The sequence below is a fragment of the Haladaptatus pallidirubidus genome (genome assembly GCF_020700235.1).
Taxonomy (GTDB): domain Archaea; phylum Halobacteriota; class Halobacteria; order Halobacteriales; family Haladaptataceae; genus Haladaptatus; species Haladaptatus pallidirubidus.
This window is the reverse complement of sequence record NZ_CP085301.1, coordinates 523,077-538,327: the sequence shown is the minus strand read 5'-3', so window position 1 is coordinate 538,327 and position 15,251 is coordinate 523,077. Positions and strand designations below refer to the sequence as shown.

The following is a 15,251-nucleotide window of genomic DNA, read 5'->3' as shown; positions in this document are numbered from 1 at the left end:
ATGCCACGAGTAGAAATCGAAATTCCGGACGAGGTGACCACTGACGTAGACCACCTCGACCTGACCGCTGATGGACCCGAAGGAACCGTCACGCGACGGCTCTGGTACCCAGATATCAGCGTCAGCGTCGAGGAGGACGCAGTGGTCATCGAGAGCGATTCCACCGACGCCAAAACGAAGGCGACGATGGGAACGTTCGAGAGCCACGTACGAAACATGATTCACGGCGTGTCCGAGGAGTGGGAGTACAAGATGGAAGTCTTCTACTCTCACTTCCCGATGCAGGTTCGTTCCGAGGGCGACGCAGTCGTCATCGAGAACTTTCTCGGTGAGAAAGCGCCCCGACGGACCAACATCCACGGGGACACCACCGTCGAAGTCAGCGACGAGGAACTGTTCCTGCGCGGCCCCAGCATCGAAGACGTGGGCCAGACCGCCGCGGACATCGAACAACTCACTCGCGTGAGCGGCAAAGACACGCGCGTGTTCCAAGACGGCGTCTACATTACGGAGAAGCCGTCTACAGGAGGTGCCTGATAGATGGCAGACGAACCAGAACAGATAGAAGACATCAGCGGTGTCGGCGAAAGCAAGGCCGAGTCGCTTCGCGACGCCGGCTACGAGTCCGTCGAGGACGTCGTCGCCGCCAGTCAGGACGACCTCGCCGAAGTCGATGGAATCGGCAACGCGCTCGCCGCCCGTATCAAAGCGGACGTCGGCGGCCTCGAAGTCGAAGAGGAAACCGAAGCCGAAATCGAGGACGACGAGGCCGAGGAAGAAGAATCGGACGAAGATGTCGAAACCGAACTGCAACCACGCGGCCTGACCGAGAAGACGCCGAGCCTCGGCGACGAGGAAGCGCGACTTCTCCAACAGCGCAAACGCGAGGGCAAACCGCAGTTCAATCGACAGGACTACCACAAGAAAAAGCGGACGCCCGAATCGTGGCGCAAGCCCCGCGGTGCGCTGAGCAAGCAACGCCGCGGCATCAAGGGCAAAGGCGACATGGTCGAATCCGGCTACCGCACGCCGAAATCCGTCCGGGGGAAACACCCGAGCGGATTCGACGAAGTTCGCGTCCACAACGTCGACGATTTGGACGGCGTGGACGGCGACACGGAAGCGGTTCGCATCGCCTCGAAAGTCGGCGCTCGCAAGCGCGAGCGTATCGAGGAAGTCGCCGAGGAAGAGAACATTCGCGTTCTCAACCCGACCTACGTCGAAGTGGAGGTAGAGAATGAGTGACCTGAGTGCACAGAAGCGACTCGCCGCCGACGTGCTCGACGTCGGGAAGAACCGCGTTTGGTTCGACCCCGACGCGCAGGGTGCCATCGCGGACGCGATTACCCGCGAGGACATTCGCGAACTCGTCGACGACGGGTCGATTCAGGCGAAAGACGCAAAGAGCAACTCCCGCGGCCGCGCCCGCGAGCGCAAATCGAAGCGCAAATACGGTCACCGCAAGGGACCGGGCACCCGAAAGGGGAAGAAGGGCGGCCGCAAGAACTCGAAAGAGGAGTGGCAGAACCAAATCCGCGCGCAGAGACGCAAACTTCGAGAACTCCGTTCCGAGGGCGAAATCACGAAGTCACAGTACCGTGACCTCTATGACAAGTCCAAGGGTGGCGAGTTCCGTAGTGTGCAGTATCTGCTGAACTACATAGAGAACAACTACTAACAATGGCAACTGGACCACGATACAAGGTGCCGATGCGCCGCCGCCGCGAGGTCCGAACTGACTACCATCAGAGGTTGCGCCTGCTGAAATCGGGCAAGCCCCGCCTGGTCGCTCGGAAGAGCAACCAGCACGTCAGGGCGCAGCTGGTCACGATGGGTCCCGACGGCGACAACACGGTTGCGAGTGCGTACTCCGGCGATTTGGAGGAGTACGGCTGGGAAGCCCCGACGAGCAATATCCCCAGCGCGTACCTCACTGGATACCTGCTCGGAAAACGCGCACTCGATGCCGACTACGAGGAAGCAGTCCTCGACATCGGTCTCAACTCGGCAACACCCGGTAGCAAGGCATTTGCAGTACAGGAAGGTGCAATCGACGCTGGCCTCGACATCCCGCACAACGACAGCGTGCTGGCTGACTGGTCGCGTAACCGCGGCGAACACATCGCCGAGTACGCGGAACAGCTAGACGACTCGCTGTACGGCGGCGATTTCGACGCCACCGAACTACCCGAGCACTTCGACGAAGTGCTCTCGAACCTCCAGGAGGACGAATAACATGTGTGCAAATTACAACGACGGCTGGGAACCCCAGACCCGTCTCGGCCGCAAGGTCGCCGAGGGCGAAATCGACACGATGGAAGACGCCCTCAACTCCGGACTCCCGCTGAAGGAGCCGGAACTCGTTGACCAGCTCCTTCCCGGTCTCGAAGACGAAGTGCTGGACATCAACATGGTTCAGCGCATGACCGACTCCGGGCGGCGTGTCAAATTCCGCTGTGTCTGCGCAATCGGCAACCGCGACGGGTTCGTCGGCTACGCAGAAGGACGAGACGACCAAGTCGGCGGCGCAATCCAGAAGGCAATCGAGATTGCGAAACTGAACATCGTCCAAGTCCCCCGCGGCGCAGGGTCGTGGGAGGACCGAAGCGACCGACCGCACTCGCTCACCCACCGGACGACCGGCAAGGCGGGCAGTGTGGAAGTCGAGCTCATCCCGGCACCCGCCGGACTGGGTCTCGCGGCAACTGACACCGTGCGCAAAATCCTCGAACTCTCGGGTATCGAGAACGCATGGACGAAGAGCCACGGCAACACGCGAACGACACTCAACCTCGCCAAGGCGACGTACAACGCCTTGGAGAACGCATCGCAGGCGCGCGGTCCGCGCGCCCGCCCCGATGAAGAGCCGGAGGTGGCCGACTGATGAGAGCAGTCGTCCAGATTCGCGGCGAGGTAGACATGACGCAGGGTGTCCGTGACACCCTCGGCATGCTCAACCTCCACAAGGTCAATCACTGCGCGCTGGTTCCGGAGACGGAAACTTACCGCGGAATGGTGACGAAGGTCAACGATTGGGTCGCACACGGCGAACCCGACCAGGAAGTCCTGGAGACGGTTCTGTCGAAGCGATCGCAGCCGCTCGACGGAAACGACGACGTTGACGAGGAATGGCTCGCGGAAAACACGGAGTACGCCGACTTCGCCGAACTCGCGGGGGCGCTGCTCGACGAGGAGACGACCCTCCGAGAGCAGGGACTGACGCCCGTCCTTCGACTCCACCCGCCGCGCGGTGGTCACGACGGTATCAAACACCCCACGAAAGAGGGCGGCCAACTCGGCAAACACACGACTGAGGAAATCAACGAACTCCTCAAGTCGATGCGATAACCATGAGTAAGAAACGACGCCAACGTGGCTCGCGCACGCACGGCGGCGGGACGCACAAGAACCGCCGCGGTGCGGGTAACCGCGGCGGACGCGGACGCGCAGGCCGCGCCAAACACGAGTTCCACAACTACGAACCGCTCGGAAAGCACGGGTTCAAACGACCCGAAGACGCAAAGGAGACGGTGCTCACCGTGTCCGTGCAGAAACTCGACGAAGACGCCGCACTCTTGGCGGCAGAAGGTGTCGCCGAAGAGACCGGTGACGGCTACGAAATCGACGCGCGCGACGTCGTCGATGACGGCTGGGACGCCGACGCCGTCAAGGTGCTCGGCGGCGGCCAGGTTCGCAACACCCTCGACGTGACCGCGGACGCCTTCTCGGCATCCGCAGTCGAACTCATCGAGGAAGCGGACGGCGAAGCCGTCCTCTGCGAGCGCGCCGAAGCAGAAGAAGACGAAGCGTCGGACGACGAAGACGAAGCCGAGTAGTCTTCCGCCGAATACATTCCGTTTCTTGACGATTGTTCTCTTTGCTACCGACCGGTTTGATTAGTCTGCTGTTCTATCTGAAATGACAATTCTTATTGTCGTCAGAGGGAACAGTATGCGACTCACGGACAACTGTCGGTTCGGCGGTCGAGCTCGGTTCGGCGAGGACGACTGAAACGTTCCCGTGATTCCGATTTTGATTTTCCGTTCCCGATTGGACAACGTTCCCTCGACGCGAGAGAACGGGGGAAACTCCGCGGATTGTCACATTACGAAGTCGAAGGAGATACGTGTGATGAAGTCAGAGGCATAGTCAATGGGTTGGAAAGAAACCGCAGAACCGGTTTTAACACGGATGCCCACCGTCCAGCGCCCGGAGGGGCACGTCCCCTTCAAGCGCAAGCTAACGTGGACGGCAGGCGTTCTCGTGTTGTATTTCTTCTTGACGAACGTCACTCTGTACGGAGTGAATACGAGTACGGACCTCTTCGGTCAGTTCCGCTCGCTTCTCGCGGGCGCACAGGGGTCCGTGTTACATCTCGGTATCGGGCCGATTGTCACCGCGAGCATCGTCCTCCAGTTGCTCGGCGGTGCCGACCTCCTCGGACTCGATACGAACGACCCGCGCGACCAAGTGCTGTATCAGGGCCTCCAGAAACTGCTGGTGGTCGTGATGATCTGTCTGACCGGCCTGCCGATGGTGTTCGTCGGCGGATTCTTCCAGCCGCAGGAGGCGCTTGTCGCCGCGCTCGGTTCCACGATGGCGGTTCAGTGGCTCATCTTCGCGCAGATATTCGTCGGCGCGATGCTCGTCCTGTTCATGGACGAAATCGTGAGCAAGTGGGGCGTCGGGAGCGGTATCGGACTGTTCATCATCGCCGGTGTCAGCCAGAGCCTCGTCGGCGGGTTCATCTCGCCCGGATTGGAGGGACCGGCGGGCATCATCCCGCAGTGGATCGCCATCATCACCGGCAGCGCGCAGAACGTTCCGTCGCTGCTGACGGGCGAAGGGATTCAGTACCTCCTGTTCGGCGGCGGTAGTCTGCTCGCCCTCGCGACGACGCTGTTCATCTTCGCCGTCGTCGTGTACGCCGAAAGCGTGCGCGTCGAGATTCCGCTCAGCCACGCGCGAGTGAAGGGTGCCCGCGGTCGCTTCCCCGTGAAGCTCATCTACGCGAGCGTCCTGCCGATGATCCTCGTCCGCGCCCTGCAAGCGAACATCCAGTTCCTCGGGCGCATCCTCGACAGTCAGCTCGGCGGTCTTCCGGCGTGGCTCGGTAGTTACACGCAAGGGCAACCCACCAGCGGGTTGTTCTACTACCTCGCCCCCATCCAGCAACCGCAGGACTGGATGTGGTGGGCGGGTGGTCCCGCTGCGACACACGAAGCGTGGCAAGTGCTCCTCCGCGTTGCAATCGACCTCGGCTTCATGGTCGTCGGTGGCGCAATCTTCGCCATCTTCTGGGTGGAGACGACGGACATGGGGCCGGAGGCGACGGCGAAGCAGATTCAGAACTCCGGGATGCAGATACCCGGCTTCCGCCAGAACACTGGCGTCATCGAGAAGGTGATGGAGCGATACATCCCGCAAGTCACCGTCCTCGGCGGCGCGCTGGTCGGCCTGCTGGCCGTCATGGCGAACATGCTCGGCACCATCGGCGCAGTCTCTGGTACGGGACTCCTGCTGACGGTGTCCATCACGTACAAGCTCTACGAGGAAATCGCCGAAGAGCAGTTGATGGAGATGCATCCGATGATGCGCGAGATGTTCGGCGGATAAGCTCCGCCGAACACGTTCGATTCGCAATTTTCGCGGTCGCGCTATCCGAATCACGGAAGATTCTTGAACCAGACCTTTGAGTCACGGACTATGGGTTCGGAGGTCGCCTTTCGCGCACGTCTTTTTTCGGCGATAGAGAACTACGTCTCTACGCACGACACCGACTTCGAGACGCCCGACGAAGAGGGACGTGAGAAGGACGACTCCGCCGACATCTTCATTCCGTCCACCTCCCGCGGTGGCATCGTCGTCGCGGTAACCGACAAAACCGTAGACCCGCACTCGGCGGACGTGAGACGGCGGGGCGACCGATACGCCCGAAAGAAAGATGCGAGCCTGTTCGTCACGGCGAACGAACGCGACGCGTTCCTGTTCCGGCGAACCGAATCCCGGGCGAGTACCCCCGAATTTGCCCGCCGACACTACGACCTTCGTGCGCTTTCCGTCGAGGAGTTTGTCGGCGAGTTCGTCGCGGACGCGGTCGAACTACGGAATGGTTCCGGAGCCTCGGTAGAATTTGACGACGTCGTCGTTCCCCGACTTCGTAGTTTTCACACCAGTATCTATCCGCTGTACGAATCACTCATCCGCGAGCGATTCGATGACTGCGACCGATTTCGGGAGTTGCTGGTCGAGTGGGCGCGGGAAAACGACTATCCGTTCGAGTATCCCGAGGTGAAAGAGACGTTCCGAATCGCTGCCCGGCAGTACGCGTATCTGCTGATGAACCGAATCGTGTTCGCCGAACTCGTCCGCGTGGACGAGTTCGGCGACGACCGACCGTCGGATGCGTCGGTGCAGACCCTCGACCAACAGCTTTCGGGATGCGTTCGCTCGGCGGCCGGTGACCACGATTCAGACCCGATTTTCGAGGCAGAGAGCGAGTTTTTCGGCGCGATTCCGAACGACGAACGAACACAGGAGCGTCTGTCCGCCTTCACCAGTAGTGTCGAAAAAGAGCCGTTTTCGGATATCGACATCGACGCCGTTGGGCAGTTGTATCAGAAACTCATCCCGGTCGAAGAACGGAAAGCGCTCGGCCAGTTCTACACCCCGGACGCAATCGGACGGCTTCTCTCCCAATGGGCGATTCGGTCGCCGGACGACAGGTTTCTCGACCCGGCCAGCGGCTCGGGGGCGATTGCCATCGAGGCGTACAAACGACTGGACCAGTTGGGGAACCTCACCCACCGGGAGATTCTCCGGCGCATCACGGCGGTCGATATAAACGAGTTCCCGCTCCGGCTCACCGCGCTCAACCTCGCAACTCGGAACGTCCGCGAACCGGTGACCGAGCGCTTTGCGCACCGCGCCGACTTTTTCGACCTCGAACCGGGAACGAGAGGGCCGAACACGAAAGAAAACGATGGAACAGACGGCGCACTCAGGACGTTCGACGCGACGGTCGCGAACCCGCCGTACGTCCGCCAGGAGTTTTTGTACCCGAATCGGGACCATTTTCGCGAACACTTACAGCGGTTCGAACGGGATTCGTCGCGGAACTACTACGACGGCGAGGAAGAAATCGACGGTCGAAGCGACCTCTACTGTTATTTTCTCACGAACGTCACGCGTTTCCTCCGCGAGGGGGCGCGGTTGGCGTGGGTGATTCCGACGAAGTGGATGTCCGCGGATTACGGCCCGTCGCTTCGCCGATTCCTCTACGACCAGTACAAAGTCGAAGCAGTGGTCGGGTTCCGGAAGCGCCTCTTCGAGGACGCGCTAGTTGATACGGTGTTGTTGCTGGCGGAACGTACCGACGATGCGGCGGCGCGCGAAAGCACGCAAACGAACTTCATCCGCCTCAACGAGTGGATGGACGAAGACGATATTTTGGAGCGTATCGACCGAACCGCGGACGTTCCGAATGGGGGGCACATGGCGATTCGCGGGAATTCAAAGTGTCGAACGATCGCTGTCTCCCAGTCGTATTTGGCCACCAATCCCGAAGAAAAGAACCAGCAGTACATCACCGCCCCCACCCTTTACACGGCGGTTCTCGAACACGAGGAGACGATTCCCCTGTCCGACATCGCAGCGATAACGCGCGGGAAAAAGACGGGTGCGAACCCGATTTTCATCCTCGATGCGGACACCGTCCGCGCTCGAACCATCGACGACCGATTCCTCCGCCCTGCGGTGAAGAGCGTGAAAGAACTCGACGGGTACGAACACGCGGCGGCCGATGCGGAAAAATGGATGCTCGATATGGACGACTACGTCTCGGAGGTCGCATCCGAATTAGCGTTCGAATCCACCTCTGGCACCTCCGGCAACCTCGCAGCGAGCGTCACGTCGGCGCTGAAGCGCGACGGGTACGACGGCGTCCTGTCGTACCTTCGCTGGGCGGAACGACAGCCATCTCGGTCGAACAAATCGGTAGAACTCAACGACCCGTGGTTCAACACGGGGTCGTTGGACGACGACACCGCTCCGATCGTCTGTCCGCAGGCGATGGACACGCACCGGTTTTTCGCCCGAACCGACGAAAAAATCGTCGCCAGCAATCGGTTTCTGTTGGTACGGCCAACGGCCATCGATTCAGCGCTCCTGCTCGGACTGTTGAACTCCAGCCTCTCGAAAATCGTCATCGAGAGCCACGGAAGGGTCACCGGCGGCGGTGCGATAAATCTCTCCAGTTCCGACCTCCGCACCCTCCGCGTCGTAAACCCGGATTCTTTAACCGACGAGCAAAAAGAAGCCGTCCGAAACGGCTTCGAAACGCTGGCTGGCGGCGACGAAAGCGGACGAGACGACATCGACGATGTCGTCTCGTTCGTCCTCGGTCTCGACCTCCGCATCGACGAAATGCGGGAAATCGCACGAACGCTCAAACTGGCGCGCCGGAAGAAAGGACAGGAGGTGTCCTCGCTGATTCGGAACGTGGACGAGTTAGAGAGCCGTATCGAGATGGATTTCGGCGACGCTTCGTGGCGGGAGAGATAGACGTGCTCACCAGTGCGACGATTACCGTATCGAGATGGATTTCGGCGACGCTTCGTGGCGGGAGAGATAGACGTGCTCACCAGTGCGACGATTACCGTCCCGTTGACGGTTCACTTTTCGGGGCGTCGATTTATGCGTCATCGCGGTGTCGTACTCCCATGAACCGGGAACGCGGATTTTTGCTGTTCCTCATCGCCGTGTTCGGCCTTCTTGTCGGACTGCTCGTCAAGCCGTTTCTCCAGTACGTACTGGCAGCAATTCTGTTGAGCTACGTTCTCCATCCGCTTCAGAAGCGACTCGCGCCTCGAATTGGACCGCGGATTTCGGCGCTGTCGCTCCTCATCGGAACGACGCTCGTGATACTCGTCCCCGTCGCTACGTTCATTATCATCGCCGCCGAACAGGCGGCGACGATTCTCGGGGCAATCCTCCGCGGCGACCCGCAGATTTTCGAACTCTTCGACCTTGTCGAACGCTACACCGGAATCGCCATCGAGGGGCGGAACATTCGAGAGTTCATTCCGGAAGGCAGCACGTCCCAGATTGTAAACAACGCGATGAGTATCTTCGGCGGAATTTCCGACGCGCTCATCGGAATCACGATTCTGGGGTTTCTCCTGTACTACCTCCTCGTGGACGGCGAGACGTTGCTTCGATGGATTCGCCGAAGTACGCCGCTTCCGGCGCCGGTACAAGACGAACTGTACGGCGAGATGAATCAGGTGATGTGGGGCGTGCTGGTCGGCAACCTCCTCGTGGCGATCGTCCAGGGTATACTGACCGGTATCGGCCTCGCCATCGCGGGCGTTCCGGGCGTCGTGTTTTGGACGGCCGTCACGACGTTTCTCTCGTTGCTTCCGATTATCGGGGCGTCCGTCGTCTGGCTACCGGCGTCGGCGTATCTGTTCGTCGTGAATCATCCGATTTCTGCCCTGTTTCTGTTCGTCTACGGAACCCTCGTCATCAGCCTCTCGGACAACTACCTCCGCCCCGTGGTCAGCGGCCGCGAGGCGCGGCTGAATCCCGGTCTGCTCGTCGTCGGCATTTTCGGCGGCGTCTACGCGTTCGGCTTCATGGGCCTTTTTTTCGGTCCCATCGTACTCGGCGTGTTTCGCTCGCTCGTCACGGTGTTCGCCCGCGAATACGCCCCTCGCGTGTGAATACCGTCTCTGCGACGAGTTATTCTTGCTCTCCCACCGAATTGTTCGACCGGCTGTTCCCCTGCGACGACTCCGACACGATAATTCCACGGCGGTTGTCCGCGCCGGTGTTGCCGACGACGCGGTTTTCGTCGCTCGAAATGAGTAGGATTCCGGTGTCGCTGCTGTTCGAAACCGTGTTCCGGAGGACGGCGTTTCCGTCGCTCGCACGAAGGCGAACGCCCACGGAGTTGTTCCGCGCGGTGTTCGATTCGACCGTGTTGTTTCGCGCACCATCCGCGAGGTAAATGCCGTAAAACCGGTTCGAAACCCGATTGTCGCGGATGCGGTTGTCGGCGGCGGCGGAGAGCCACACCCCGGCGATTTCGTTTTCGTCCGCGGCACTCCCGCGAACCGTATTGTCGTTCGCGCCGATGAGGGCGACTCCGAACTCGTTGCCGCGAGCGACTGTATCGAGAACTCTGTTCCCGTTCGCTTCGACGAGTTGCACGCCGACCAGCGCGTTCTCGTTCGCCGTCGTGTTCCGGAGCGTGTTGTTCTCGCTCGCACCGACGAGGAAGACGCCCGCCACCGCGTTCTCCCGTGCGGTGTTGTTCACGACCGTTCCGCCGCGAAGCGAGACGAGCGAGAGTCCGACGCGATTTCGGGCCGTCGTCGTCTCTCGGACGGTCGCGTTCTGCACGCTCGTGAATCGAATCCCGTCGTCCCAGTCGGTCGCTGTCGCGTTCCGAACCGTGACGTTCTCGCCGCCCGTGACAAGGACGCCCGCGGAACCGAACGCGCCGACGCCGTCGATGTCGTTTCCTCGCCCGTCGAACACTACGTCGTTCGCGGTGATGCGGATGCAGGTGTCGTCCGTCGCGTTCGTCACGTCGCTCGTTAGGGTGTAGCGCCCCGGATTCGAAATCGTCGTGCAGGAATCGACCGAGGTGGCGGAATCGACCGTTTGTCGCTCGTTCTGAATGTTCGGATTTTCCGGTTCCGCGGCTTGCTGACTCACTGTATTTCCGATACCCGGAACCAGTGTAAATGCGAGCACGACCGAAAGCACGACCCAAACTGTGCGCATGCTCCGTTTCTCGCGCCCCTCGAAGTTCGTTATTCGCCCCAATCGAACTGGTATCGTCGGTTATCGGAGGATACGTTCCCGTTTCCGGTTCCAGTTTCAACGGCGTAACGGCTCTCTCCTGACTACGGTCGCAGTCGTCCGAGAAGCGGAATCTCCTCGATTTTCTCTTCAGGTAGTTCCGTCCAGTCGATTCTCGAGGGATGCGAAAACGGAGTTTCAGTGCGGATTACCTCGTCAGGAGTGACGAGTACGTCCATCGGCACGTCGTGGGGTTCGAGTTGAATCTCGTCCTCGACCACCTGTATCTCGTGAACCGTCGAGGCAATCGTCGTTTGCTCGTCCACCAGCCCCAGCTCGTGGAGAACCGCATATTCGAGGTCGCTGTACCCTTCTCCCTTCCCGACTCGCGCGCCCTCGTCCGTCACCGCGACGCTCCCCGAAACGACGAAATCGACCGGCGGCATCTCGTCCGGTACAACCGGTTCGGCGTAGTCGTCCATCTTCGAAACGGTGGCGGCGGCGTCTGTATCCTCGATTTCCGTCGGGTCGAGTTTCATGAACGGCTTTTCGTCCCGCAGTCGCGGTTGGGCCATGTAGACTACTTTTCCCTCCCGGAGCGCGCGCCGTCGGACGGGGAGTTGCGGCGAATCCGGATTCACCTTTATCACGTTCGCGTCCTCCCATTCCGGTAGGTCGGCGAGTCGCTCCGCGGCGTCCTTCGCGCCCGCAAAATTGGGGATTCTGCCGTGCGGAGGGAAGGGAAATCGCGCGACACCCTCGTCTTCCAACCGCGTCCAGATTCGCTCGCGGAGGTCGTCTGTGGTCATACCGGGTCTAATTCGTCCGCGGATACAAAGTGGTGGTGTGTGCGGATTCTCTGCGTCGGGTACGGACGTTCGCCGCAATTGCTTTGCCGATGACCCGCGTTCCTCGTTCGATGGCAAAATACGTATCACTGATAAAAATTCGCGGTTCCGTACAGAACGCCCAAAAATTAGCGTCGTCGTTGGGGAATCTCGCCACCGAGGTCCAGGAGTACGACGCCGAAATTGAGGCGAGTTACGCGATACTCGGCGAGTACGACTTCATGGTCGTCTTCGACGCGCCGGACAGAAACGCCGCGTTCCGGGCGTCGATAGCCATCGAAAATCAGGGCCTCGACACGCAGACGATGGAAATCGTTCCCGTAGAGGAGTTCGCAGGCCTCGTGGAAGACTGATTCGACTCATCGTCGAATGGCGGGTCGAATCGGTTTTTGCTTCGATCCCATTCCACCGCCACAACGGTGGATTTTTGCCGAATTTGACCGAGCAAAACGTTCGATACGAAGCCACTGTTCGGTGTCGAATCGGCAGGAAAGCAGTCCTTGACGGTTCGCAGGCGGTCGATAACAAAGCCGGCACATTCCGTTTCGACGGATCGTGTTCAGGTTCCGAAGACTGGTTGCACACACGATTACCGCTCTCCTCGTGGTTAGCCTCTTGTTCGTCGCGACGATGGGCGTCTGGCCGCCAGCCTACACGGTCATCAGCGGGAGCATGGCCCCGAACATCGAGCAGACGGACGTCGTCGTCGTCATGGAAGAACACCGGGTGACGCCGCCTGGGAGTCGCTCCGGCGTCGTCTCCGCCCGCGCTGGTAGGAACCAGAGCTATCGCTCGCTCGGCGCTTCGGGCGACGTGCTCGTCTTTCAGCCGAACGGCAGCGACGCCGCGATACCGGTACTGCATCGGGCTCGATTCTGGGTCGAGAAGGGGGAAAACTGGTACGGGAAGGCGAATCCGGCCTATCTCGCGCGAGCGGACAACTGCGCCGAACTCAGGAACTGTCCGGCCCCGCACGCCGGATTCATCACCAAGGGCGATGCAAACGGCTACTACGATCAAGCGGTCACTATCTCGGAACCGGTGCGCCCCGGGTGGATTCTCGGCGTCGCCGTCACCCGCATTCCCGGCGCCGGAAAAATCAAACAGGTCGCGTCGGAATTCGACGCTCCGGACCTCCCTGTTCAGGGATTTTCCGCTCCGGGATTCGCGGCTCAGTCTCGAAGTAACGCGACGCTGAGCAGCTTTCCGCCGCCGCAGACCGTCGCTTCGCGAGTCAGCGCGTACAACACTCCGGTGCGGTCGGTTTCGACTTCCTGTAACACATCGTACGTCGCCGGGTCGTACAGGGTTCCGATTCGTTCTCCGGCGTCCACTTCGTCGCCGAGTTCGTGATTCGATTCGACCACGAACAGGCCCGAATCGATGGCATCTACCCTGCCGAGGTGGTTCCGGGCGAGTTCCCGATCGCCGTTTTCGGTGGGCGACGGCCGAAGCATACCGAGCTCGCGACAGACGTTTAGCAGCCTGGTCAAACCGGTTTCGACCGCGTTTTCTACCACTTCCTTGTTGTGCGCGAGTTCCGGCGTGATGGACGGGATTCCGGCGCGGGTGGCCGCGACGCGGAACTTGCCACCGAAATCCCGCTCGCTCCATTCCACGTCGGCGGCGTCGCCAGCCTGCTCCGACAGGAGTAGGTCTGTACCGAACGCTTCCGCGAGGGCGCGGGATTCTTCGTCGCCTTCCATGAACACGACGTGGGTCATCATGTTCGGACTACCCGTGTGTAGGTCAACGATGGCGTCCGCCGTCGTCGCGTACTCCCAGAGCGTTGCCGCCATGCGTTCCTGGAGGGTGCCATCCTCGTCGCCGGGCCAGACGCGGTTCATGTTCGGATTGATGCTGTCCAACTGCTCGGGCGTGGTGTAGGACACGCGGTCGAACGTGAGGGGGTTGGCGACCGGTACCGCGACGATTTCCCCGGCGAGTTCGGCCGGGTCGATTTCCTCGTGGAATCGCCGAAGCACCTCGCTCCCGTTGATTTCCTGCCCGTGCTGTGCGGCCTGCACGTACAGCGTTGGACCGTCGTTGGCGCCTTCGTAGGTGTGAACCGTCGTTTCGAGTTCGACGCCGGAGGGAAGCCGAGCGAGCGGTACGCGTTCCGCGCTGTGTCCTGCCATCGGGTAAATCACTGCGGTGGAGGCAGTATGAACGTACCGAACTTCGAATGTGATTCACACGCAGAATATCCGGTTCACACGCTGAATCTCCGATTGACGAGCACGCGAGACGAATTAATATAAAAATACGTGCCATCGGGTGAAAGTGAACTCGGAGCGTTGGCCGCCCCGATTCGACGGCGGGACGCTACCTTTTACTCCCGTCGCCGTGTCGGATTCGGTCAATGTACTCGCGGGAGCACTTCCTCATCGGTGCGATCGTCTCGGGACTCCTTCTCGTTCCGCTTTCGGAGCGGTTCGGGACGCCCGTTCTTGCCGGTCTGTTCGTCTACGGCGTCCTTTTGAGCGTCTTCATCGACTTAGACCACTTCGTGCTGACCCGGATTCGAACCGGAAGCTGGCGACATCTCACGGCCTGTCTCAGAAACCCGATCGCCGCCTTTGGCGACCAGGATTGGGTGTTCGAGGACATGGACGACACGGGACTAGAACACGAACGGATTCTCTCGCACGTGTTCCTCGGTGGTGTTCTGGTCGGTGTATTTGTGTTCGCTTCGCCAGCAGTTGCAGTTTTCACGGCTGTGGTTCTTTACTTCCACGTTCTGGCTGATTTACTGCGGGATAACGGTGTTTTGTAGGATTTTGATGGAAATCGAATTCTCAAGTATCAATGCAAACCACGTGGCGCGTGCTAGCGCGAGTTTGAGGAGTTCACGTCCGAGAACTCACGTTGAAGCGCGCGAGGGATAACTGAGCGAGTGAAACGAATGAAAGAACCGGTTGGGGAGGCACGTGGACGGTTGCGGTTTTCATTGGCGTCGTGATTTGCTCTAACACAATACAATCAAACCGAGAGTGAGCAAATCACGATGCCAAACGAAGCCCTCAGTCGTCGCTCCCACCGGAAGAGGGAAACTCTTCCGTGCTCTCGTTCGCTTCGCTCACGAGAACTCCGGTCGCTCCTCATTCGCCTCTCTCCACCAGGGAACCACCACCCACTCCCTCCCCAGCCGATTGCGCGCTTCGCTCCGCTCCAGTGCTCATCCCTCGCACGCTATCACCACGGGCCTTCGGAGGTGAACTCCTCAGACCCGTGCCAGCGCGCGCCGGATTGTTTGAGTCTTTTCCGTCAAATGCGGTTGTCCTTTTCCAGTCGAGTCTCCTCACTCCACCATTTCTCTTACCTCGTTGGCAACAAAATTTTTCGCGATTCCCGCCGTCGATTTCACCGGAATGACGGATATCTACCAGCGATTGGAAGATGAACTGCAGGAAAAAGGCGAAATCATGGCGAAAACGGCTGGTGGGGAGGAGCTCGAACTCCACACCCACAACGTCGAGTTCGAGGAGGAACCATACATCAAAATCGAGGCTGACGACGAGGTTCACTGGGTGGACGCGACTCACATCGCCCACTACTGGATTCACGAGGAGATTTAAGCCGAACCCGTTTTCG

16 protein-coding genes are annotated in these 15,251 nt (G+C 60.2%); 13 read left to right on the top strand and 3 right to left on the bottom strand.

Translation table 11 applies throughout. The features are described from left to right. The 10 genes from LIX15_RS03070 (at position 1) to LIX15_RS03025 (ending at position 9,722) form a co-directional block, all read left to right on the top strand. Positions 1-537 (top strand): 50S ribosomal protein L6, encoded by a 537-nt coding sequence (locus LIX15_RS03070; RefSeq protein WP_227776045.1) that lies wholly within the window; start codon positions 1-3, stop codon positions 535-537. Positions 538-540: 3 nt separating this feature from the next. Next, positions 541-1,245 (top strand): 50S ribosomal protein L32e, encoded by a 705-nt coding sequence (locus LIX15_RS03065; protein ID WP_227776044.1) that lies wholly within the window; start codon positions 541-543, stop codon positions 1,243-1,245. Continuing rightward, complete coding sequence (locus LIX15_RS03060; RefSeq protein ID WP_227776043.1) at positions 1,238-1,678, top strand: 50S ribosomal protein L19e; 441 nt, start codon at positions 1,238-1,240, stop codon at positions 1,676-1,678. The genes LIX15_RS03065 and LIX15_RS03060 overlap by 8 nt, the downstream gene beginning before the upstream one ends. A gap of 2 nt (positions 1,679-1,680) precedes the next feature. Further along, positions 1,681-2,235, top strand: coding sequence for a 50S ribosomal protein L18 (locus tag LIX15_RS03055; protein ID WP_227776042.1), 555 nt, complete (start codon positions 1,681-1,683; stop codon positions 2,233-2,235). A gap of 1 nt (position 2,236) precedes the next feature. Beyond that, positions 2,237-2,884: a 30S ribosomal protein S5 gene (locus LIX15_RS03050; protein ID WP_227776041.1), complete on the top strand. Its 648-nt coding sequence runs from the start codon at positions 2,237-2,239 to the stop codon at positions 2,882-2,884. Next, a complete protein-coding gene (gene rpmD / locus LIX15_RS03045; RefSeq protein ID WP_227776040.1) occupies positions 2,884-3,348 on the top strand; it encodes a 50S ribosomal protein L30 in 465 nt (154 codons plus the stop codon). Before LIX15_RS03050 ends, rpmD begins: the two co-directional genes overlap by 1 nt. A gap of 2 nt (positions 3,349-3,350) precedes the next feature. Further along, entirely contained in the window at positions 3,351-3,836 is a 486-nt protein-coding gene (locus tag LIX15_RS03040; RefSeq protein WP_227776039.1) for an uL15m family ribosomal protein, read from the top strand. Positions 3,837-4,152: 316 nt separating this feature from the next. Further along, the gene (secY, locus tag LIX15_RS03035; protein ID WP_227776038.1) at positions 4,153-5,616 is read left to right on the top strand and encodes a preprotein translocase subunit SecY; all 1,464 of its coding nucleotides are present in this window, start codon (positions 4,153-4,155) and stop codon (positions 5,614-5,616) included. Positions 5,617-5,706: 90 nt separating this feature from the next. Next, positions 5,707-8,562: an HsdM family class I SAM-dependent methyltransferase gene (locus LIX15_RS03030; protein WP_227776037.1), complete on the top strand. Its 2,856-nt coding sequence runs from the start codon at positions 5,707-5,709 to the stop codon at positions 8,560-8,562. 158 nt (positions 8,563-8,720) lie between these two features. Then, the gene (locus tag LIX15_RS03025; RefSeq protein ID WP_227776036.1) at positions 8,721-9,722 is read left to right on the top strand and encodes an AI-2E family transporter; all 1,002 of its coding nucleotides are present in this window, start codon (positions 8,721-8,723) and stop codon (positions 9,720-9,722) included. Between the two features lie 19 nt (positions 9,723-9,741). Here LIX15_RS03025 and LIX15_RS03020 read toward each other — a convergent pair whose 3' ends face one another. Next, on the bottom strand, positions 9,742-10,791 hold the full coding sequence (locus LIX15_RS03020) for a right-handed parallel beta-helix repeat-containing protein (RefSeq protein ID WP_227776035.1): 1,050 nt from the start codon (positions 10,789-10,791) through the stop codon (positions 9,742-9,744). Between the two features lie 122 nt (positions 10,792-10,913). Next, positions 10,914-11,618, bottom strand: a complete 705-nt coding sequence (locus LIX15_RS03015; RefSeq protein ID WP_227776034.1) for a 5-formyltetrahydrofolate cyclo-ligase — start codon at positions 11,616-11,618, stop codon at positions 10,914-10,916. Between the two features lie 110 nt (positions 11,619-11,728). Here LIX15_RS03015 and LIX15_RS03010 point away from each other — a divergent pair, with 110 nt between their 5' ends. Continuing rightward, on the top strand, positions 11,729-12,010 hold the full coding sequence (locus LIX15_RS03010; RefSeq protein WP_227776033.1) for a GYD domain-containing protein: 282 nt from the start codon (positions 11,729-11,731) through the stop codon (positions 12,008-12,010). Between the two features lie 819 nt (positions 12,011-12,829). Here the strand turns inward: LIX15_RS03010 and LIX15_RS03005 are convergent. Further along, positions 12,830-13,795 (bottom strand): succinylglutamate desuccinylase/aspartoacylase family protein, encoded by a 966-nt coding sequence (locus LIX15_RS03005; protein WP_227776032.1) that lies wholly within the window; start codon positions 13,793-13,795, stop codon positions 12,830-12,832. 224 nt (positions 13,796-14,019) lie between these two features. Here LIX15_RS03005 and LIX15_RS03000 point away from each other — a divergent pair, with 224 nt between their 5' ends. After that, the gene (locus LIX15_RS03000) at positions 14,020-14,433 is read left to right on the top strand and encodes a hypothetical protein (RefSeq protein WP_227776031.1); all 414 of its coding nucleotides are present in this window, start codon (positions 14,020-14,022) and stop codon (positions 14,431-14,433) included. Between the two features lie 550 nt (positions 14,434-14,983). Beyond that, a complete protein-coding gene (locus tag LIX15_RS02995) occupies positions 14,984-15,235 on the top strand; it encodes a hypothetical protein (RefSeq protein ID WP_227776030.1) in 252 nt (83 codons plus the stop codon). Positions 15,236-15,251: the final 16 nt, after the last annotated feature.